We start from the raw sequence: 20,819 nt of genomic DNA on the forward strand, positions 1-20,819 counted from the left end.
CCGCCGATCCGTACCCTTAACATTAAGAGAAAAGTAAGAGGGGTGTCCCGTGGTGGCGTCCGCGGCGGTTTCGCCGGTGCCGCCCTCACCCCGGTAGGATTCCGGGGGTTTGGGGTCGAGCAGCTGGCCTCGCCCATGACAGGAGTATGAAATGGCCTTCCACAACCCGTTCCTCAAGGACGGTCAGATCCGGTTCCCCGACAACGGGAGCCTGGTCCGCCACGTCGAACGGTGGGCGAAGGTGCGTGGCGACAAGCTGGCCTACCGCTTTCTGGACTTCTCGACCGAGCGCGACGGTGTCGAGCGCGACCTGAGCTGGTCGGTGTTCGGCGCCCGCAACCGCGCCGTCGGCGCCCGGCTGCAGCAGGTCACCCAGCCCGGGGACCGGGTGGCGATCCTGTGCCCGCAGAACCTCGACTACCTCATCGCCTTCTTCGGCGTCCTGTACTCCGGCCGGATCGCCGTCCCGCTGTTCGACCCGAACGAGCCCGGCCACGTCGGCCGGCTGCACGCGGTGCTCGACGACTGCCACCCGTCGGCGATCCTGACGACCACCGACGCCGCCGAGGGCGTGCGCAAGTTCTTCCGCAGCCGGCCTGCCAACCAGCGCCCGCGCGTGATCGCCGTCGACGCCGTTCCCGACGAGGTCGGCGCCACCTGGGAGCCGGTCGAGGTCAACAACGACAGCATCGCCTACCTGCAGTACACCTCGGGGTCGACCCGCATCCCGACCGGCGTCCAGATCACCCACCTCAACCTGGCCACCAACGTGGTGCAGGTGATCGAGGCGCTCGAGGGCGAAGAAGGCGACCGCGGCGTGTCCTGGCTGCCGTTCTTCCACGACATGGGTCTGATCACCGTGCTGCTGCCCGTCGTGATCGGCCACTACATCTCCTTCATGACGCCCGCGGCGTTCGTCCGCAGGCCCGGCCGGTGGATCCGGGAGATGGCCCGCAAGGAGGGCGAGACCGGCGGTGTCATCTCGGTGGCGCCCAACTTCGCGTTCGACCACGCCGCGGTCCGTGGCCTGCCCAAGGACGGCGAGCCGCCGCTGGACCTGTCCAACGTCAAGGCGCTGCTCAACGGCAGCGAGCCGATCTCGGCCGCCACCGTTCGCAACTTCAACGAGGCGTTCGGGCCGTACGGCTTCAAGCCGCAGGCCATCAAGCCGTCCTACGGGCTGGCCGAAGCCACGCTGTTCGTCTCCACCACGCCGGTCAACGAGTCGCCGAAGATCATCACCGTCGACCGCAACGAGCTGAACAACCACCGGTTCGTCGAGGTGCCGGCCGACTCCGAGAAGGCCGTCGCACAGGCGTCGGCGGGCAAGATCGGCGTCGCCGAGTGGGCGGTCATCGTCGACAACGACACCGCCACCGAGCTGCCGGACGGCCAGATCGGTGAGATCTGGATCAGCGGCCAGAACATGGGCACCGGCTACTGGGGCAAGGAAGAGGAGACCCAGGCCACCTTCCGCAACATCCTCAAGTCGCGCACCGAGCCCTCGCACGCCCAGGGTGCGGACGACGACGCGACGTGGGTGCGGACCGGCGACTACGGCGCCTACCACGAGGGCGACCTCTACATCACCGGGCGCGTCAAGGACCTGGTGATCATCGACGGCCGCAACCACTACCCGCAGGACCTGGAGTACTCGGCGCAGGAGTCGACCAAGGCGCTGCGCACCGGCTTCGTCGCGGCGTTCTCGGTGCCGGCCAACCAGCTGCCCGACGAGGTCTTCGAGAACGCCCACGCCGGCCTCAAGCGCGACCCGTCCGACACCTCCGAGCAGCTGGTGATCGTCGGCGAGCGGGCGCCGGGCGCGCACAAGCTGGACATGGCGCCGATCGCCGACGACATCCGGGCCGCGATCGCGGTGCGCCACGGCGTGACCGTCCGCGACGTGCTGCTCACCCCCGCGGGTGCCATCCCGCGGACGTCCAGCGGCAAGATCGGCCGCCGGGCCTGCCGCTCGGCGTACCTCGACGGCAGCCTGCGCAGCGGGAAGGTCGCCAACGCCTTCCCCGACGAGACGGATTGACCGGAGCGTCCGGCGACCCTGAGGACTCCCGACGACTGAGATTCCACCGTTGCGGGTGGCGAAAGAGATTTGAACATGTCTGACACACCGAACGATTCGCCGTCCGCACCGGACCAGCCGGTCATCGCGCAGGGGGACGACGGCCCGCTGCGGCCGGCGCAGGTCGACATGACCGTCAACGAGATGCGCGAATGGCTGCGCAACTGGATCGCCAACGCCACCGGCCAGGCCGCCGACAAGATCGACGAGTCCGCGCCGATGGTGGAACTCGGCCTGTCGTCGCGCGACGCGGTGGCGATGGCCAGCGACATCGAGGACCTCACCGGCGTCACGCTGACCGCGACCGTGGTGTTCCGCAACCCGACCATCGAGTCACTGGCGGCGGTGATCATCGAGGGCGAGCCCGAGGTCGACCACACCGACGACGGCACCGACTGGACCCGGGATCGCGACGTGGAAGACATCGCGATCGTCGGCCTGGCGACCCGGTTCCCCGGTGACCTGAACACGCCGGGGCAGATGTGGGACGCGCTGCTCGAGGGCCGCGACGCCATCACCGACCTGCCCGAGGGCCGCTGGTCGGAGTTCCTCTCCGAGCCGCGGATCGCGGAGCGGCTGGCCAACGCGCGCACCCGCGGCGGCTACCTGTCCGACATCAAGGGCTTCGACTCCGAGTTCTTCGCGCTGTCGAAGATGGAAGCCGACAACATCGACCCGCAGCAGCGGATGGCGCTGGAGCTCACCTGGGAGGCGCTCGAGGACGCCCGCATCCCGGCGTCGAGCCTGCGTGGTCAGCGGGTCGGCGTCTACATCGGCAGCTCCACCAACGACTACAGCTTCCTGGCAGTCGCCGACCCGGGGACGGCGCACCCGTACGCCATCACCGGCGGCGCGAGCTCGATCATCGCCAACCGGGTGTCCTACTTCTACGACTTCCGCGGCCCGTCGATGGCCATCGACACCGCGTGCTCCAGCTCGCTGGTCGCCGCGCACCAGGGTGTCGCGGCGCTGCGCGCCGGCGAGGCCGACGTCGTGCTGGTCGGCGGCGTCAACGCCCTGGTCACCCCACTGGTGACGGCCGCGTTCGACGAGATCGGCGGCGTGCTCGCCGCCGACGGCCGGATCAAGTCCTTCTCCCAGGACGCCGACGGCTACGCCCGTTCCGAGGGCGGCGGCATGCTGGTGTTCAAGCGGCTGTCGGACGCGCGCCGCGACGGCGACGAGATCTACGCGGTGGTTGCGGGCAGCGCGGTCAACCACGACGGCCGGTCCAACGGCCTGCTGGCACCCAACCCCGACGCGCAGGCCGAGGTGCTGCGCAAGGCGTACAAGGACGCGGGCATCAACCCCCGCGACGTCGACTACGTCGAGGCGCACGGCACCGGCACCATCCTCGGCGACCCGATCGAGGCCGACGCGCTGGGCCGCGTGGTGGGCCGCACCCGCCCGGCCGACCGGCCCGCGCTGCTCGGTGCGGTGAAGTCGAACCTCGGCCACCTGGAGTCGGCCGCGGGCGCGGCGAGCCTGGCGAAGACGGCGCTGGCGCTGAAGAACAACAAGATTCCGCCGTCGATCAACTACACCGGTCCGAACCCGTACATCGACTTCGACGCGGTGCGGCTGAAGGTCGCCGACACCGTCACCGACTGGCCGCGCTACAGCGGCAACGCGATCGCCGGCGTGTCCGGCTTCGGCTTCGGCGGCGCGAACGCGCACATGGTGCTGCGCGAGGTGTTGCCGTCTGACCTGGTGGAGCCCGAACCCGCAGAAGAGGTGGTCGCGGTCACCGCGGCGCCGAACCAGCCCGCCCAGTATGTCGGCGGGGTGCGGATGGACGAGTACGGCGAGTTCATCGACGATGATGACGACGACGATCTGGACCGCCCCGCCGCCGCTCTCGACGACGAGTACGAGCTGCCCGGGATCACCGACGAGGCCAAGCGACTGCTGGAGGTCGCCCGCGAGGAACTCGCGGCCGGCGAACAGCCGACCCCGGTTGTGCCCCTTGCCATCTCGGCGTTCCTGACGTCGCGCAAGCGGGCCGCCGCCGCCGAGCTGGCCGACTGGATCGACAGCCCGGAGGGCCGGGCGTCGTCCCTGGAGTCGATCGGTCGCTCGCTGTCGCGGCGCAACCACGGCCGTTCCCGCGCGGTGGTGCTGGCCCACGACCACGACGAGGCGGTCAAGGGTCTGCGCGCGGTCGCCGAGGGCAAGCAGAGCCCCAGCGTGTTCAGCGCCGACGGCCCGGTCACCAACGGCCCGGTGTGGGTGCTGGCCGGATTCGGCGCGCAGCACCGCAAGATGGGCAAGAGCCTGTATTTGCGCAACGAGGTCTTCGCCGAGTGGATCGACAAGGTCGACGCCCACGTGCAGGACGAGCGCGGCTACTCGGTGCTGGAGCTGATCCTCGACGACTCGCAGGACTACGGCATCGAGACCACCCAGATCACCATCTTCGCCATCCAGGTCGCGCTCGGTGAGCTGCTGCGCCACCACGGCGCCAAACCCGGTGCAGTGATCGGGCAGTCGCTCGGCGAGGCCGCCGCGGCCTACTTCGCCGGCGGTCTGTCGCTGGCCGACGCCACCCGCACCATATGCTCGCGCAGCCACCTGATGGGTGAGGGCGAAGCGATGCTCTTCGGCGAGTACATCAGGCTGATGGCGCTCGTCGAGTACTCCGCCGACGAGATCAAGACGGTGTTCTCCGACTACCCCGACCTGGAGGTGTGCGTCTACGCCGCACCCACCCAGACGGTGATCGGCGGTCCGCCCGCGCAGGTGGACGCGATCATCGAGCGGGCGGAGAAGGAGGGCAAGTTCGCCCGCAAGTTCCAGACCAAGGGCGCCAGCCACACCACGCAGATGGATCCGCTGCTGGGCGAGCTGGCCGCCGAACTGCAGGGCATCGAGCCGCATCCCGTGCAGATCGGCTACTTCTCGACCGTGCACGAAGGGCAGTACATCCGGCCCGGCGGCGAGCCGATCCACGACGTCGACTACTGGAAGAAGGGCCTGCGGCACTCGGTCTACTTCACCCACGGCATCCGCAACGCGGTCGACAACGGCCACACCACGTTCCTGGAGCTGGCCCCGAATCCGGTGGCGCTCATGCAGGTCGGGCTGACGACGGCTGCCGCAGGCCTGCACGACGGGCAGCTGATCGCCACGCTGGCCCGCAAGCAGGACGAGGTCGACTCGATGACCGCGGCCATGGCGCAGCTGTTCGTGCACGGCCACGACCTCGACATGCGCACGCTGTTCCCGCGCCGCTCGCGCGGCCTGGCCGGTGCGCTGGACTTCGCCGACATCCCGCCCACCCGGTTCCGCCGCAAGCCGCACTGGCTCGACGTGCGGTTCAGCGGTGACAACTCGGGCATCATGCCGGGCACGCACGTCGCCACCCCGGACGGCCGCCACGTGTGGGAGTACGCACCGCGCGGCGGCACCGACCTGTCGGCACTGGTGAAAACCGCTGCCTCGCAGATCCTTCCGGATGCCGCGGTGGTCGCCGCCGAACAGCGCGCGGTACCCGGCGAGGACGCCCGGCTGGTCACCACGCTGACCCGTCACCCCGGTGGCGCCTCGGTGCAGGTGCATGCCCGCATCGACGAGTCGTTCACGCTGGTGTACGACGCGATCGTGTCCCGCGGCGGCCAGGGGATCGCGCTGCCCGCCGCGGTCGCCACCGGAGTCGTTGCCGCGCAGCCGCTGACGGCCGCACCGGAGACGGCGCCCACCGAGGACGCCGAGATCCTGCACGACAACCTGACCGCAGGCGCCAATCTCGGTGCCTCGCTGGGCAAGTGGAGCCCGGAGTCCGGCGAGTCGATCCACGACCGGCTCGGCACCATCGTCGGCAGCGCCATGGGCTACGAGCCCGAGGACCTGCCGTGGGAGGTGCCGCTGATCGAGCTCGGCCTGGATTCGCTGATGGCGGTGCGCATCAAGAACCGGGTCGAATACGACTTCGACATGCCGCCGATCCAGCTGACCGCGGTGCGCGACGCCAACCTCAACGCCGTGGAGAAACTGATCACCTACGCGATCGAGCATCGCGACGAGGTCGACCAGCTGGCCGAGGCGCAGAAGGGGAAGACCGCCGAGGAGATCGCCGCCGCTCAGGCCGAACTCCTTGGCGGTGCGAGCACCGTCGCCGAACTCGAGGAGAAACTCGCGTCGGCCGGCCACCCGCTGGGCGCGACCGAGGAGGTCAGGGAGCAGGCGACGGTGCTCAGCGGCGCCAGCCCCGCGACGATCGCGGCACCCGCGCCCGACCCGCAGGCCGAGCCGGACACCCAGTCCGGCGGGGCGCCTGTCCCGCCGCCGCCCACCAACCCGGCAGGCCCTTCAGCGGCGAGTGTCCCACCGCCGCCGACGAATCCGTCCGGGCCCGCCGCCTCGGGCCCGTCGCAGTCCACGGTCGCCGCGGCGTCCAAGGTGCTGACCCAGGAGGCCGTCACCGAGGCGCTCGGCGCCGACGTGCCGCCCCGCGACGCCGCGGAGCGGGTCACGTTCGCGACGTGGGCCATCGTCACCGGCAAGTCGCCCGGCGGCATCTTCAATGAGCTGCCGAGCATCGACGAGGCGACGGCGACGAAGATCGCAGAGCGGCTCACCGAGCGGGTCGACGAGGGCACCATCACCGTCGACGCCGTCCGCTCGGCGAAGACGGTCGAGGAGCTCGCCACCACGGTGCGCGACTACCTCGAGGGCGGCAAGATCGACGGCTTCGTGCGGACGCTGCGGCCACCGGTGGAGGGCTCGAACAGCGTGCCGGTGTTCGTATTCCATCCCGCGGGCGGCTCGACCGTGGTGTACGAACCGCTGCTGCGCCACCTGCCGCCGGACACCCCGATGTACGGCTTCGAGCGGGTCGAGGGTTCGGTCGAGGAACGGGCCGCCGAGTACCTGCCGAAGCTGATGGAGATCGGCGGCAAGGGGCCGTACATCCTGGTCGGCTGGTCGCTGGGTGGTGCGCTGGCGTACGCCTGCGCGATCGGACTCAAGCGCGCGGGCGCCGACGTCCGGTTCGTCGGGTTGATCGACATGGTGCGTCCGGGCGAGGAGATCCCGCAGACCCAGGAGGAGATGCGGGCGCGCTGGGACCGCTACGCTCGCTTCGCCGAGCGCACGTTCAACGTCGAGGTGCCCGAGATCCCGTATGAGGAACTCGAGAAGCTCGACGACGAGGGCCAGGTCCGGTACGTCCTGGACGTCGTCAGCCAGAGCGGGGTGCAGATCCCCGGCGGCATCATCGAGCACCAGCGGACGTCCTACCTGGACAACCGGTTGCTCGAGACCGCGGAGATCCAGCCCTACGACGGGCACGTCACCCTGTACATGGCCGATCGGTACCACGACGACGCGATCTTCTTCGAGCCGCGCTACGCCATCCGTCAGCCCGACGGCGGCTGGGGCGAGTTCGTCGAGGATCTCGAGATCGTGCCCATCGGGGGTGAGCACATCCAGGCGATCGACGAGCCGTACATTGCCAAGGTGGGTGCCCACATGAGCGAGGCGATCAACCGCGTCGAGAGCGAGAGCAAGTGACCACAGGAGAAGCGCCCGCCGTTCACGCGGGGACGACCGCGGAGAAGCTCGCGGAACTGCGGGAGAAGCTGGAACTGGCCAAGGATCCCGGCGACGAGAAGTCAAAGGCTCGCCGGGACAAGAAGGGTCTGCCCAGCGCCCGGGCGCGGATCCACGCGCTGCTCGACCCGGGCAGTTTCCTGGAGATCGGCGCCCTGGCGAAGACGCCGGGTGACCCGAACGCGTTGTTCACCGACGGCGTGGTCACCGGCCACGGCACCATCAACGGCAGGCCGGTCGGCGTGTTCAGCCACGACCAGACGGTGTTCCAGGGGTCGGTCGGCGAGATGTTCGGCCGCAAGGTGGCCAAGCTGATGGAGTGGGTGGCGATGGTCGGCTGCCCGATCGTCGGCATCAATGACTCGGCCGGCGCCCGGATCCAGGACGCGGTGACGTCGCTGGCCTGGTACGCCGAACTCGGCCGCCGCCACGAATTGCTGCGCGGCATGGTGCCGGAGATCTCGATCATCCTCGGCAAGTGCGCGGGCGGTGCGGTGTACTCGCCGATCCAGACCGATCTCGTTATCGCCGTGCGCGACCAGGGGTACATGTTCGTCACCGGGCCCGACGTGATCAAAGACGTCACCGGTGAGGACGTCAGCCTCGACGAACTGGGCGGCGCCGATGCGCAGGCCCGCTACGGCAACATCCACCAGGTGGTCGAGGACGAGGCCGCGGCGTTCCAGTACGCCCGCGACTACCTGAGCTTCCTGCCCGCCAACACCTTCGACGATGCGCCGGTGGTCAACCCGGGTCTCGAGCCGGAGGTCACGCCGCACGACCTCGAGCTGGACTCACTCGTGCCGGACAGCGACAACATGGCCTACGACATGCACGAGATCCTGCTGCGGATCTTCGACGACGGCGACGTGTTCGACGTGGCCGCCAACCAGGGCCAGTCCATCATCACGGCGTTCTCGCGGGTCGACGGCCGGCCGATCGGCGTGATCGCAAACCAGCCGATGTACCTGTCCGGCGCGATCGACAACGAGGCCTCTGACAAGGCGGCCCGGTTCGTCCGCTTCTGCGACTCGTACAACCTGCCGCTGGTCTTCGTCGTCGACACCCCGGGCTTCATGCCGGGTGTGGAACAGGAGAAGGGCGGCATCATCAAGCGCGGCGGCCGGTTCCTCAACGCCGTCGTCGAGGCCGATGTGCCGAAGGTGACCATCACGATCCGCAAGTCGTACGGCGGTGCGTACGCGGTGATGGGTTCCAAGCAGCTCTCCGCGGACCTGAACTTCGCCTGGCCGACCGCACGCATCGCCGTGATCGGCGCCGAGGGTGCGGCGCAGCTGCTGGTGAAGCGGTTCCCCGATCCGACGTCGCCCGAGGTGCAGAAGATCCGCAAGGACTTCATCGAGGGCTACAACCTGAACATGGCGACACCGTGGATCGCCGCCGAACGCGGCTTCATCGATGCCGTGATCCAGCCGCACGAGACCCGGTTGCTGCTGCGCAAGTCGTTGAAGCTGCTGCGGGACAAGCAGATCAACCGCGTCAACCGCAAGCACGGCCTCACCCCGATCTAGCCCGCTACGGCTGGATGCGGATCCGCCCCGGCGAGTACAGGCCGCTGTGGGTGTCGGTGCCGAGGTCGATCTGCGCGGGTGCGGCGTCGACGACGGTGTCGAACCTGCGCAGTGAGCCCCAGTCCTGGCCCCAGTCCTCGGACAGGTACGTCGACATCACCGAGGCCTTCAGCAGCAGATCGGTGATGCCGAGCAGGCCACCCTCGAGGCCGTTCTGCCAGGTGTCGGTGCTCTGCAGCTTCGCGAAGTAGTCCGGCGAGATGCGGTACTTGGGCACCTCGGTGACGCCGTTGGCGTGCAGCATCGGCTGCTGGCACGGAAAGGCCATTCCGACCGCCCAGTCCATCAGCACCGGCTGCTCGGACCCGACGTACTCCTGCAGCGACTTCACCTCGGGAACCCGTGGCGGCGTCACGGCGATCCAGTCGCCCTGACCGAGGTTGAGGTCCTCGGCGATCACCCGCACGGCGACGGCGTCGTCCGGGATCTGCGAGCGCGGGTAGCGCAGGTTGCGCCACGACGGCGTCGGTCCGACGTCGTACGGGTCGACGCGTCCGGCGGGTGCGACGGCGCCGTCGGGTCCGCGCCGGCCGTACTCGAGCGCCACCGTCTGTCCCGACGAAACCCCGTCGGCCACACTGTTTCCTGCGACAGTGCCGGCTGCGGTGATCACCACCAGCGGGTGCGCCTCGTCGGCGGCGGGCAGCTCGTACCAGGCCGACGCGAGCGTGCTCTCCTGCTGGGCGGTGGTGGAGTAGGTGCCCGCCACCGGTACCCGCGCCGGGTCCAGTCCGTAGGGCAGCGGCACCGTCGACCCGTTCACCCCGGGGCGTGGCAGCCGCCGCGGGCCGTTCCAGTCGGCGTCGGTGCCGGGCTGCGGGTTGTTGAGCCTGATTGCCTCGGCGATGATGCGGTCGGGAATGCCGTTGGGGGAGAAGCCGACCGGGTCGGTGCCGCCGAGTGGGCCGAGCGGGCCGTAGCGGCCGGGCGCGGCGCGCAGGAAGCCGGCGTTGGAGTCGGGTTCGACCAGCACGTCGTCGGCCATGCCGCAGCCGCCGACGAACGCCCGTACGTTCGCCCAGCCGTTGGAGTAGGTCGGATACTGGCGGACCACGCCGACCGCCATCGACGCGACGAACACCACGACCATGAACCCGGCGGCCAGGGGGACCGGTGCGGCGGTCAACCGGTCCACCACCCGTGACTCGCGCCGCCCGGACACGTGTAGCCAGAAGGCCCACAGCGCGGCGATCGCGAACAGGGCGAAGAAGACCGCCGACACGGTGACGCCACCCAGCTGGGGCACCGAGTTGTTGAACGGCACACCGTAATTGGAGACGTACCACCAGCCGTTGACCGAAGCGAAGCACAGCGCCAGCACGAAGAACACCAGCGCAAGGAACGCCATCCTGTTGCGCGCCGAGCGCAGCACGGTCCGTGACATCAGCACGGTGGTGAGCGCGGCCATGGCGCCGCCCACGGCGGCGAACAGCCCGAAGTGGTGGATCCACTTGGTGGGGGTGAACATCAGGAAGAAGATCGTCGCGAAGATGATGCCCATCAGCCGCCACGCCGGACCGCGGGCGATGCCGGCGATCCTCTTGCGGCGCAACATCATGAAAAGCGCGGGGAACAGGCACAGTGCGGTGAACAGGAAGGCGAACCGGCGCGAGATCGCCGCGTCCACCGTCGGCAGCACCAGGTAGTAGTAGCGCAGGTTCTCGGTCCACCACTCCTGGCTGGGGCCGATCGCGGTGCGGATCCGGGTGGCCTCCAACACCGTCGCGAAGGTCTGGTCGATGAACACCACGCACAGGATCACGGTGCCCGCCGCGAGCATCGGCGCGATCAGTGGCCACGTGCCGACGGTCTGCCTGCGGCGCATCACGATGCGCAGGATCGGTCGTCCGCCTGCGACCAGCGCCGCAACCGCGATCAAGCCGGTGGGCTGGATGCCCAGCGTGAACGCCGCCGAGAAGATGGCCAGCGCGGCCGGGGTCAACCGGCCCGAACTGACGGCGCGCTCGATCAGCACGTAGGTGATCAAAGCGCCGGTGGCGATCTGCCCCTCCGGGCGCAGGCCGTTGTTGAACGGCATCCACGCGCCGATCAGCACCAGGCCGGCCGCCCACAGCGCGGGGCGGCTGGCGATCACGGCGGGCCCAAGTCGGGGCAGCACCTCGCGGCTCAGCAGCAGCCAGCAGATCAGCGAGCAGATGAGATCGGGCAGGCGCATCCAGATGCCGGCGGTGCTCACCTGGGACATCAGCGCCAGCACGTTGTAGTACCAGCCGAAGGGGTCCTCGGGCACACCGAACCAGCGGAAGTAGTTGGCCATGTAGCCGGAGTGCTCGGCCGTGCGGGCCATCTGCATCTGGTAGCCGTCATCGGAGGAGTTGGTGCCGATGATGTACCAGAGCGCGAACACGCCCACCACGAACACGTCCACGGCGGTGAAGGTCCGCCACCGGGTGGGGATCAGCCGGCGCATGCGGCGGCCGTCGGCCCGGTCCAGCCGCCACAGCGCGACCAGCGCAACGACCGTGCACACGATGCCGAGGACGATCGCGAGGAGTTTGAGTGCCGTCGGATGGGTGGTGAAGCGGGTGTCGATCGCCGCGGAGAACTGCAGCCCGGGAGGGGCGGGACCGGTCAGGTCGGTGAACACGCCGACGATCGCCGGCCGCAGGTTGGGGTCGGCGAATCCGCTGCGCTGCGGGGAACCGTCGCGCTTCTTCAGGCCGACGAATTCGGCGTAGGTGCCGTCGATCGACGAGGTGATGTCGATGCGGTCGCAGCCGGGCCCGGCGACGCGGCCGCGTTCCACGCTGGCCACCACGACGTTGCGGACGATCACGTCGACGCGCGAGGCCGTGACGTTGACCAGCATCGCGTTCAGTGCGGCGTCGCGGCCCTCGGCGGGTGCGGTGCCGAGCACGAGTCCGCCGTCGCGGGGCATGCCACGGACCACGTCGCACGGGATGGTCGCGGTGAGGCTGACCGGTGCCTGGGTGATCAGCGGCGCCGTCACATTGGCGTACTGGCCCTGCTGCGGCCAGTTCAGCGTCGCCGTGGTCTGGGTGACCGGCAGCAGCGGTGTGGCGACCGACATCACGAACCCGAGCAGGCCGGCGATCGTCGCGACCCAGCGCGCCACCCGCACGTCCCGGCTCTGGTCCTTCACCGCGTTCACGGGAGGGCCCTGATCGGTCCGCCGCGGCTCCAGCCGAACACCCGCTTGGAACCCTCCTCGATCACCGCGTCGGGTGCGTCGTCCCGGGGCACCACCCGGCTGTAGCGCTCGATGGAGCCCCAGTCCCGGTACCAGTCGTCACGCAGGTACGTCGGGATCGACTCGGTGCGCAGCAGCGCCTGGATGAACAGGAACGGCCCGCCGTCCTCGGCCGACTGCCACTGGTTCGACGAGGTGACCACCTGCTTCAGGTTGGGCAGCACCCGGTACTCGGGCAGTTCTGCCACCCCCAGATGTTCGGAGAACGGGCGCTGGCACGGGAAGTTCGCGGCGGTGGCGATGTCCATCAGTACCGGCGTCCGGTCACCGAGGAAGTCCTGGGCGGTCTGCAGCACCGGCACCCGTGGCGGCGTGAATCCGAACCACTGGTCCTCCGACAGGTTCGGGTCGTCGGCCACGATGCGCGCCACGTTCGCCTCCGGCGGCGCCCACGCCAGCGGGAAACGCAGGTTGCGCCATGCCTTCTGCTGGAAGATGTCGATCGGCTGCACCTCGCCGAGCTCCTGGTAGCTGCCGTCGGGCCGGTGCACGCCCCACTGCAGCTTGAGCGACTGGCCGTAGTTGAACGAGCCGTCCTCCTCGTAGTACCAGATGGCGCCGGCGGCGGCGACGGTCACCAGCGGCCGGTCGGCGGTGCGGGGCGGCAGCTGGTACCACGCCGAGGTGGCCGTCGCCGCGATCCCTGCCTCATCCGAGCCGGGCTCGGCGAAGCTGCCCATCACCGGCGTGCGGTCGGGGTCGAGCCCGAACGGCAGGAACACCCGCGAGCCGTTGACGCCCTCTGGGCCGTAGCCACCACCGGTGCCCGCCGCGTAGCCGATGCCGATGTTGGGCTTGTCCACCGGACCGTCGGCGTTGGGGGTGCCGGGGTTGGCCGCCACCGGTTCGGCGGGCTCGAGGGTGTCGTTGACGCCGTTGGGGGTGAAGCCCACCGGGTCCTCGCCGCCCAGCGGGCCGTACTCGCCGAAGCGCTGTCCCGGGACGGGTTGCAGCATGCCGGCGTTGGTGTCGGCCTCGACGAGCACGGCGTCGGCCATCGCGCAGCTGTCGCCGGAGAATCCCGACCGCAGCGCCGAGAGGTTGGCCGCCCCGGTGGTGTAGACGGGGTAGCGGCTCGCGGTGGCCTTGACCATGGACCCCAGCTCGAGCACCACCATGATGGTCGCCACGACGAGCAGCGGGGTGGACGCCAGCGCCCGGTTGCGGCCGGTGTCGGCGACCTGGGTGTGCCCGGCGTAGTCGATCCGAAAGTGCAGCCAGCCGGTGAGCAGGCCGCCGGCGATGGCGAGCACCAGGAAGATCGTGGTCACCGGGTAGCCGACGATCACCGGCTGCTTGTCGAACCACGGCACGCCGTAGTTGCCCACGTAGAACCAGCCGTTGAGGCCCGAGGTGGCCCACGCCAGCACGAACAGCAGTGCCGTCACGTACAGCGCGAGATTTCGTCGGCTGTGCAGGCCCACGCGGGCGAACGCGAACGCGGTGACGGCGCCGAGCGCACCGGCCAGCCCGGCGAATGCGCCGAACTGCACCGCCCACTTGGTCGGGGTGAGCGTCAGCAGCAGCAGCCCCACCGCGGTGGTCCCGGTGAGACGCCACACCGGTGCGCTGAACGCGCCGGGCACCCGGCCCCGCCGCAGCAGCACCATGAGCAGGCCGAACACGCACAGCAGCAGGATCAGCACCGAGAAGCGCCGGGTCAGCGAGCCGTCGACGCTGTCCTCGACGGTCAGGAAGTAGTACCGCAGGAACTCCTGGTACCACGGGATCGTCGGGCCGACGACGTACTTGATGCGGACCGACTCGGCGACGGTGGCCAGCGTCTGGTCGCGGAACGCGATCACGAAGACCAGCGACGCGGCGGCGGCCAGCGGCGCCAGCGCTGCGGCCAGTCCGTGAGACGTCCTGCGGGCGGCGACGATGCGCGCGATGGGGCGCGCCCCGACGAGCAGCGGCGCCAGGGCGATGAGCCCCTGCGGTGCGAGCGTCACCGAGAACATCGCGATGACGATCGCCGCCGCCGCCGGCCACAGCCGCCGCGTTCCGATGGTGCTCTCGACCAGCATCCACACCGCGACCACGCCGAACGCGATCAGCGGCTCCGGGCGCAGGCCGTTGTTGAACGGCAGCCACGCCGCCAGGAACACCACACCCGCGGTGAGCACGGCGACGCGGTTGGCGGCCAGCCGCCTGCCCAGCCGCGGCAGCGCGCACCGGCTGACGATCAGCCAGGTGGCAATCGCGGCCGCGGTGGCGGGCAGCCGCATCCACGTGCCCGCGGTGCTGACGGACGCCAGGTGCGTGAGCACCGACTGGTACCAGTCGAACGGCGCCTCGCTGGCGCCGAAGTAGCGGTAGTAGTTGGTGGCGTAACCGGCCTCGCCGGCGATGCGCGCGATGGTGAGGTTGTAGCCGTCGTCCGAGGACTGCGGGCCGACGACGTGCCACACCAGCAGGCCGCCGACCACGCCCGCGTCGGCCAGCCAGGTCGCGGGACCGGCACGCCACACGCCGCGCCACGCCAGGGCGATCCGCCGTCTGCCGCGGCGGTCCAGCACGGCCAGCGCGACGATCGAGGCGATCACGCACGCGACGCCCAGCACCATCACCGCGAGCTTGAGCGGCGTCGGGGTGGTGGCGAACCGGGTGTCGACGTCGATACGCGCCGTCAGGCCCGGTTGCGCCGCCACGTCGAGGTCGGTGAAGACGCCTGCGACCTGCGGCTTCTTGTCGGCCGGCAGCACGCCCGTCGCGCCGGGGATGCCGATGAAGTCGGCTCCCGCGCCGCCGGCGTCGGCCCACACGTGCAGGGAGCTGCAGCCGCCGCCCGCCACCGCGGCGCGGGGAGCGACGGCGGCCACCGTGTCACGGAACGCCACGAGCACGGCGTCGGTGGTGGCGCGGACGAACAAGCCGTTGCGGCCGGAGGCGATGCCGCCCTCGGGGATGGTGGAGAACACCGTGCCGCCCTCGGGCGGCAGGCTCGCGATGGCCCGGCACGGGATCGACACGTCGAGCGCGAGCGGCGCGCCGGACACCAGCGGCGCGGTCAGCTGCCCGACGGTGCCTGCGGGGGTCGGGGCCTGCGGCCACAGGATGGTGGCGGTGGTCTGCTTCACCGGCAGCAGGGGGACCAGCGCGCACAGCACGACACCGGCCAGGCCGGCGACGACGGCGATCAACCGGGCGATGCGGGGACCGCGGACGGCGGCGTCTTCGGCATCGGCGGGCACGAGGGACGATGGTATGCGACGGTCCTTGGCGGTCAGGAGAGGCGCAGCGGTGCCGGGCTCCACAACCCGCTTCGGGTCGCCGAGCCGAGGTCCAGCCGGGCCTGCGGTGCGTTCGGGGAGTACGGCGTGAGCCGCTGCAGGGCGCCCCAGTCGCGGAACCAGTCGTCGCGCAGATAGGTGGGCACGGTGCCGGGACGCAGCAGCAGTTCGGTGATGCCGAGCGGTCCGCCGCCCAGGTAGTCCATCACCGGCGAGTTGGCCTCGGCGCCGAACCGGTCGGGCAGGATGCGCCACTTCGGCACCTCGGTGACGCCGTTGCGGTGGAAGAACGGCCGCTGGCACGGGAACGCCATGCCGACCAGCCAGTCCAGCATCACCGGGTCGGTCGACCCGACGACGTCCTGCAGGGTGCGCAGTTCCGGGATGCGGGGCGGGGTCAGCGCGATCCAGTGCTGCGGCGAGAGGTCGTCGTCGGTGGCGACCAGGCGGATCACGGTGGCCTCCCGTGGGATGGCCGCCAGCGGGGCCCGCAGATTGCGCCAGGCGGGGGAGGCGCCCACGTCGGCGAACCCGACGGCGCCGCCCGGCTCGTCGGCGGCCGCGCCCGCGTCGGTGGCCCACTGCACGACGACCTCGCCGGGATCGAAGCGGCCCGCGGCCGCCACGGCCAGCAGCGGTGGCTCCTTCTCGCTGTCGCGCGACGGCAGCCGGTACCACGCCGAGCGCAGAGCGGCCGTCTGCTGGGTGCCGCTGCGCCAGCTGCCGAGCACCGGGGTGCGGGCGGGATCGAGGCCGTAGGGCAGCCGGGCCCGCGAACCGTTGACGCCCGCCCTGGCCGTGGTGCCGCCCTCGGTGCCGGCCTCGCCGTCGGTCTCCAGGCCGCTGTCCTCGGGGGTGTCGGCGAAGTTGGCCGAGCCGGGCTGGTCCATCACCGGGTCGGCGGACACGTCGGTCGGGATGCCGTTGGGGCCGAAGCCCTGGTCGGTGACTGCACCGAGGGCGTCGCCCACCGGAACGTCCACCGGCTGCAGCAGCCCGGCGTTGATGTCCTGCTCCACCATCACGTCGTCGGCCAGCCCGCACGTCTTGCCGGTCAGCGCCTCGAGGTTGGACCGGCCGTTGCTCCACGCCGGGTACTGGTCGGTCATCGCCAGCGTCAGCGAGACCACCTCGAACATCACCAGCAGCCAGGTGGCGATCGCCAACGGCGACTGCATGATTCGTCGCCAACGCAACCGGCCGGCCGCATCGGGTGAGGTGTCGCGGCCGGAGAAGTGGTACCAGGCCGCCGCCAGCAGGGCGAGCACCGCCAGCCCGAGCAGGATGGTGCTGAATCCGAACTTCCACTCGGGGAACGCGTTCGACCACGGCACGCCGAAGTTCGAGACGTACCACCAGCCGTTGACGGTGGCGAACGACAGCGCCATCACGAACAGCACCGCCGCGGCGAACATCGACCGGTTGCGCCGCGAACGCATCGCCGCCGCCGTCACCGCGACCGCCGCCAGCGCGCCGAGCGATCCGGCAAGTCCGGCGAACACCCCGAAGTGGTGCGTCCATTTGGTCGGCGTGAACATCATCACCAGGAACGAGATGATCGTGATGCCGACGATGCGCCGGCTCGGCCCGGCCGCGGTGCCGGGGATCCTGCCCTTGCGCAACGTCATCGCCACCGACACCGCCAGGGCGAGCAGCAGTGTCAGCACGGCGAACCGGCGTGCCACCGAGCCGTCGGGGCTGAGGGTGAACAGCCGCTCGTAGCGGATGTGTTCGTCGAACCAGCTCAGGCTGGGTCCGATCGCGGACTTGAAGGAGCTGGCCTGGATCTCCGCGGCCAGCGTCTGGTCGCGGAAGACCAGGATGACGGTGACGGTCGCCGCGGCCAGGATCGGCGCCAGCAGCGCCAGGTAGCCGAATTGCGAGACATGGCGCGCCACAATGGTTTTCAGTGGGCCCACCGCGACGAGCAGGGCGCCGACGGCGGCGATTCCGGTGGGCCCGGAGAACAGGGTGAGCGCGCCGATGATGATGGCGATCGCAACCGGGAGCAGCCTGCTGGTGGCCACGCCACGCTCGACCGAGCACCAGGTCAGCAGGATGCCGAGGGCGATGATCGGCTCCGGCCGCAGCCCGTTGTTCAGCGGCAGCCAGAAGGCCAGGAACAGCCCGGCCGCCGTCCACGCCGCCGCCTGACTGGTCTTGACCGTGTGGCCGAGCCGCGGGATCACCTCACGGCTGATCAGCGCCCAGCACAGCAGCCCCATCACCAGGGTGGGCAGCCGCACCCAGGCGCTGGTGGTGCTCACCTGGGCCCACAGCGCGAGCAGGTCGTAGTACCAGCCGAACGGCGCCTCGGGGGTGCCGAACCAGCGGTAGTAGTTCGCCATGTAGCCGGCGTGCTCGGACACCCGGGCCATGGTGAGGATGTAGCCGTCGTCGGCGGTGTTGGCGCCGACGAAGTGCCACCACACCAGCACCGCGGTGACCAGGCCGTCCAGCGGCTTCACCCGCCACCAGCGGGCGGGCAGCAGGCGCCGGTGCCGCATCCCGTCGGCGGTGTCGAGGACGTGCAGGGCGCCGAGGGCGACCAGCGTCAGCACCACGCCGAGCACCATCGTCAGCGACTTCAGCAGCGTCGGCGTGGTGCTGTAGCGGGAGTCGACGGTCGCGGAGAACTCCAGGCCCGGCGGCGCCCGGCCGGACAGGTCGGTGAACACCCCGACGATCTGGGGACGGAAGTCGTAGCCGCCGCGTTCGCCGCGCAATGGCGCACCGGGGGTTTCGCCGGGTTCGGTGGCGTTCGGTCCACGGGTTAGCCCGACGAACTCCCCGGTGATCTTGTCGGCGTGCGCGGTGAAGGTGAGTTCGCGGCAGTCCGGCCCGAGCACCTGCGACAGCGGGGCGCTGACCACCGGCGTGTTGCGCACGATCACCAGCAGGTTGTTGTCCACCCGCTCGATGAGCAGTCCGCGGTCGATGGCCTTGGGCGCCTGCTTGGGCACCGTCGACACCAGCACGGTTCGACCTGCGTTCTGCGGACCGACCAGTCCCGCGGCGGCCTGGCAGGGCACGGTGATGGTGAGGTCGGTGGCGACGTAGCCGATCAGCGGGGCGTTGACGCTCTCCAGCACGCCGTTCTGCGGCCAGTTGAGTGTCGCGGTGGTCTGCTCCACCGGCAGCAGCGGGGTGGCCATCGCCATCGCCGCGCCGAGCAGGCCGGCCACGATCGCGATGATGCGCGCGGTGCGGTGGTTACCGTTGCGCACCGCCTTGCCGACCACGGGGCTTGATGTTAGTGGCCTGGATTCCGTGTCAGCCATCGACCGGTTTCCGGATCGCCAGGACGAACGGCCCGATCTCGCTGACCTCGAAGCGCGGGTCGTCGAACAGCGCCGCGTCGAGCGCCACCTGGTAGCGGCGGACGTTGGGCTGGTTGGGGTAGACGTCGGAGGCCAGCCGCAGCGTGTAACTGTCCGAGGACCCGCCCGGCCCGCCGTGGCGCATCAGGAAAACCGTCGGCGGATCCCACGGCAGCGCGTCGAGGGCCTCGACGAACTGGTCGGCGCTGCTCAGCGACACCCAGCTCTCGATGGCGTCGGCGCGTTTGTCGAACTGCGCGAGCGGGTTGGCGTAGTGCGACGTCAGGCCCTGGAAGCCGTAGTAGGGGTAGAAGGACAGGAAGCTGTAGTCGGCGGTCAGCACCACGGTCTGGTCGCGGGGCCGCCCGGTGGTCGCGAGGATGGTCTCGTCGATCTCGCGGTAGTGCTTCTCCGCTCCGGGCGGGCGGCGGTCGGCGCGCTGGCCGTCGCCGCCGGTGTCGGTGTAGGCCACCGTGATGTCGGGCCGCAGCACGTCGGGGATGTCCTGGGTGAACGTCAACGCGCCGATCGCACCCAGCGCCGTCGCCGTGGCCAGCAGCCTCCTGCTGGAGAAGCTGTCGGCGAGTCCGCGGGCGCCCTCGATGAAGCCGAACGTGCCCGCCGCCGCCAGCAGCACCACCAGTGTCGGCTGCAGCCGGAAGGACAGCAGCGTGGTGCCGGCGAGTGTGGTCAGCATCGACAGCAGCGACCAGGCATAGACCGCCAGCACCGCGGCGGCCAGCGCACCGGCCCGCACCGACACGCGGGCCCGCACGATCAGCCAGATGGTGCCCACCATGCACAGCGCGCCGAGCATCGTGAAGCTCAGCATCGGGAACGACAGCTGGGCGCCGTCGGCGGGCAGGTAGTGCTGCGCGGTCCCCGAGCCGGCAGGCGACCCCTTCACCGCGGCGATGACGTACGGGCCCCAGTGGATCAGCGCGATCAGGCCGGACAGCACGGCGATCACGGCCAATCGCAGCACCGGCCGCCAGCTGCGCCGGTGCACGGCGAGCGCCGCACCCATGATCGCCAGCGTGAACGCGGCGAATCCGAACAGCAGTGTGTAGAACAGTGCGGCCACGCCGAGGAACACCCCGACGCCGACCACCGCCGCCCAGCCCCGTTCTCGCCCCCGCAGCCCGGACCACCCCAGCACGAACACCGGCGGCAGCAGCACGGCGATCACCGCGGCGTACGGTTCGGCCGGCGAGTAGGCGAGCATCACCGCGGCGGTCGCGGCGGTGACGAGCACCGCGTACTCGAAGCGGATCATCGCCGCCCACAGCGCCAGCGCGATCGCCACCGCGATCGCGATCGACGTGATGGCCCACGGCTTGAACATCTCCCAGGCCGGGGTGCCGGTCAGCGCCGCCAGCCTGCCGCCGATCCAGAACCAGCCCGACGGGTAGTACGGCGGCAGCCCGATGTAGGTCATGTCGTGCGGGCCCGCGGTGTCGGTGAGGCGGGTCAGGTACTCGGTGCGGAACTGCTGGTCGACGGAGACGCCGAACAGGTAGAGCTTCGTCGCGCCGAGCGGCATCGCCAGCGTCACCACCGCGAATGCGGCAAGGAACACCTGCGCCGCCAGCCGGGCGATCAACCTGCGGCCACGCCGCCACAGCCAGATGGCGGCGAACAACCCTGCCAGCGCACCGAACTGGCCGACCGTCGTCAGTGCGTGCAGCTGATTGGACGAGTTGTAGGCGGGCCATTCGACGCGTGCGATCGCGACGAGCGACACCACCGACACCAGCACGGCGATCGCTGCGGCGACCGCCATCTGACCGAGTACGGCCAGCGCGCTGCGCA

Annotated in this window: 7 protein-coding genes; 3 read left to right on the plus strand and 4 right to left on the minus strand. The window is 70.4% G+C overall.

Annotated elements, in window-relative coordinates; genetic code table 11:
• Positions 1 to 151 precede the first annotated feature (151 nt).
• From fadD32 to AB0K11_RS23675, 3 genes are all read left to right on the plus strand, one after another.
• Entirely contained in the window at positions 152 to 2,041 is a 1,890-nt protein-coding gene (gene fadD32, locus AB0K11_RS23665) for a long-chain-fatty-acid--AMP ligase FadD32 (protein ID WP_364982732.1), read from the plus strand.
• 168 nt (positions 2,042 to 2,209) lie between these two features.
• The gene (gene pks13, locus AB0K11_RS23670; RefSeq protein ID WP_364983147.1) at positions 2,210 to 7,591 is read left to right on the plus strand and encodes a polyketide synthase Pks13; all 5,382 of its coding nucleotides are present in this window, start codon (positions 2,210 to 2,212) and stop codon (positions 7,589 to 7,591) included.
• Positions 7,588 to 9,162 carry an acyl-CoA carboxylase subunit beta gene (locus AB0K11_RS23675; protein WP_364982735.1) on the plus strand — a complete coding sequence of 525 codons (1,575 nt, stop codon included), beginning with the start codon at positions 7,588 to 7,590 and terminating at the stop codon, positions 9,160 to 9,162. Before pks13 ends, AB0K11_RS23675 begins: the two co-directional genes overlap by 4 nt.
• A gap of 4 nt (positions 9,163 to 9,166) precedes the next feature.
• Here the strand turns inward: AB0K11_RS23675 and AB0K11_RS23680 are convergent, their stop codons facing one another.
• Genes AB0K11_RS23680 through AB0K11_RS23695 form a run of 4 tightly spaced genes read right to left on the minus strand, consistent with a single transcriptional unit; the run spans position 9,167 to position 20,790 of the window.
• Positions 9,167 to 12,355 (minus strand): arabinosyltransferase domain-containing protein, encoded by a 3,189-nt coding sequence (locus AB0K11_RS23680; protein WP_364982738.1) that lies wholly within the window; start codon positions 12,353 to 12,355, stop codon positions 9,167 to 9,169.
• A complete protein-coding gene (locus tag AB0K11_RS23685; RefSeq protein WP_364982741.1) occupies positions 12,352 to 15,648 on the minus strand; it encodes an arabinosyltransferase domain-containing protein in 3,297 nt (1,098 codons plus the stop codon). The genes AB0K11_RS23680 and AB0K11_RS23685 overlap by 4 nt, the downstream gene beginning before the upstream one ends.
• Before the next feature lie 32 nt (positions 15,649 to 15,680).
• On the minus strand, positions 15,681 to 18,968 hold the full coding sequence (locus tag AB0K11_RS23690; protein WP_364982744.1) for an arabinosyltransferase domain-containing protein: 3,288 nt from the start codon (positions 18,966 to 18,968) through the stop codon (positions 15,681 to 15,683).
• Positions 18,961 to 20,790, minus strand: coding sequence for a galactan 5-O-arabinofuranosyltransferase (locus AB0K11_RS23695; protein WP_364983152.1), 1,830 nt, complete (start codon positions 20,788 to 20,790; stop codon positions 18,961 to 18,963). The genes AB0K11_RS23690 and AB0K11_RS23695 overlap by 8 nt, the downstream gene beginning before the upstream one ends.
• Between the last annotated feature and the right edge of the window lie 29 nt (positions 20,791 to 20,819).

The organism is Mycobacterium sp. NPDC050551, from assembly GCF_040674075.1.
GTDB lineage: Bacteria > Actinomycetota > Actinomycetes > Mycobacteriales > Mycobacteriaceae > Mycobacterium.

Bases quoted from the DNA above. Each gene is read 5' to 3' on its own strand.
- fadD32 (WP_364982732.1), top strand. From the start codon at position 152: ATGGCCTTCCACAACCCGTTCCTCAAGGACGGTCAGATCCGGTTCCCC.
- pks13 (WP_364983147.1), top strand. From the start codon at position 2,210: ATGACCGTCAACGAGATGCGCGAATGGCTGCGCAACTGGATCGCCAAC.
- AB0K11_RS23690 (WP_364982744.1), bottom strand. From the start codon at position 18,968: ATGGCTGACACGGAATCCAGGCCACTAACATCAAGCCCCGTGGTCGGC.
- AB0K11_RS23695 (WP_364983152.1), bottom strand. From the start codon at position 20,790: ATGGCGGTCGCCGCAGCGATCGCCGTGCTGGTGTCGGTGGTGTCGCTC.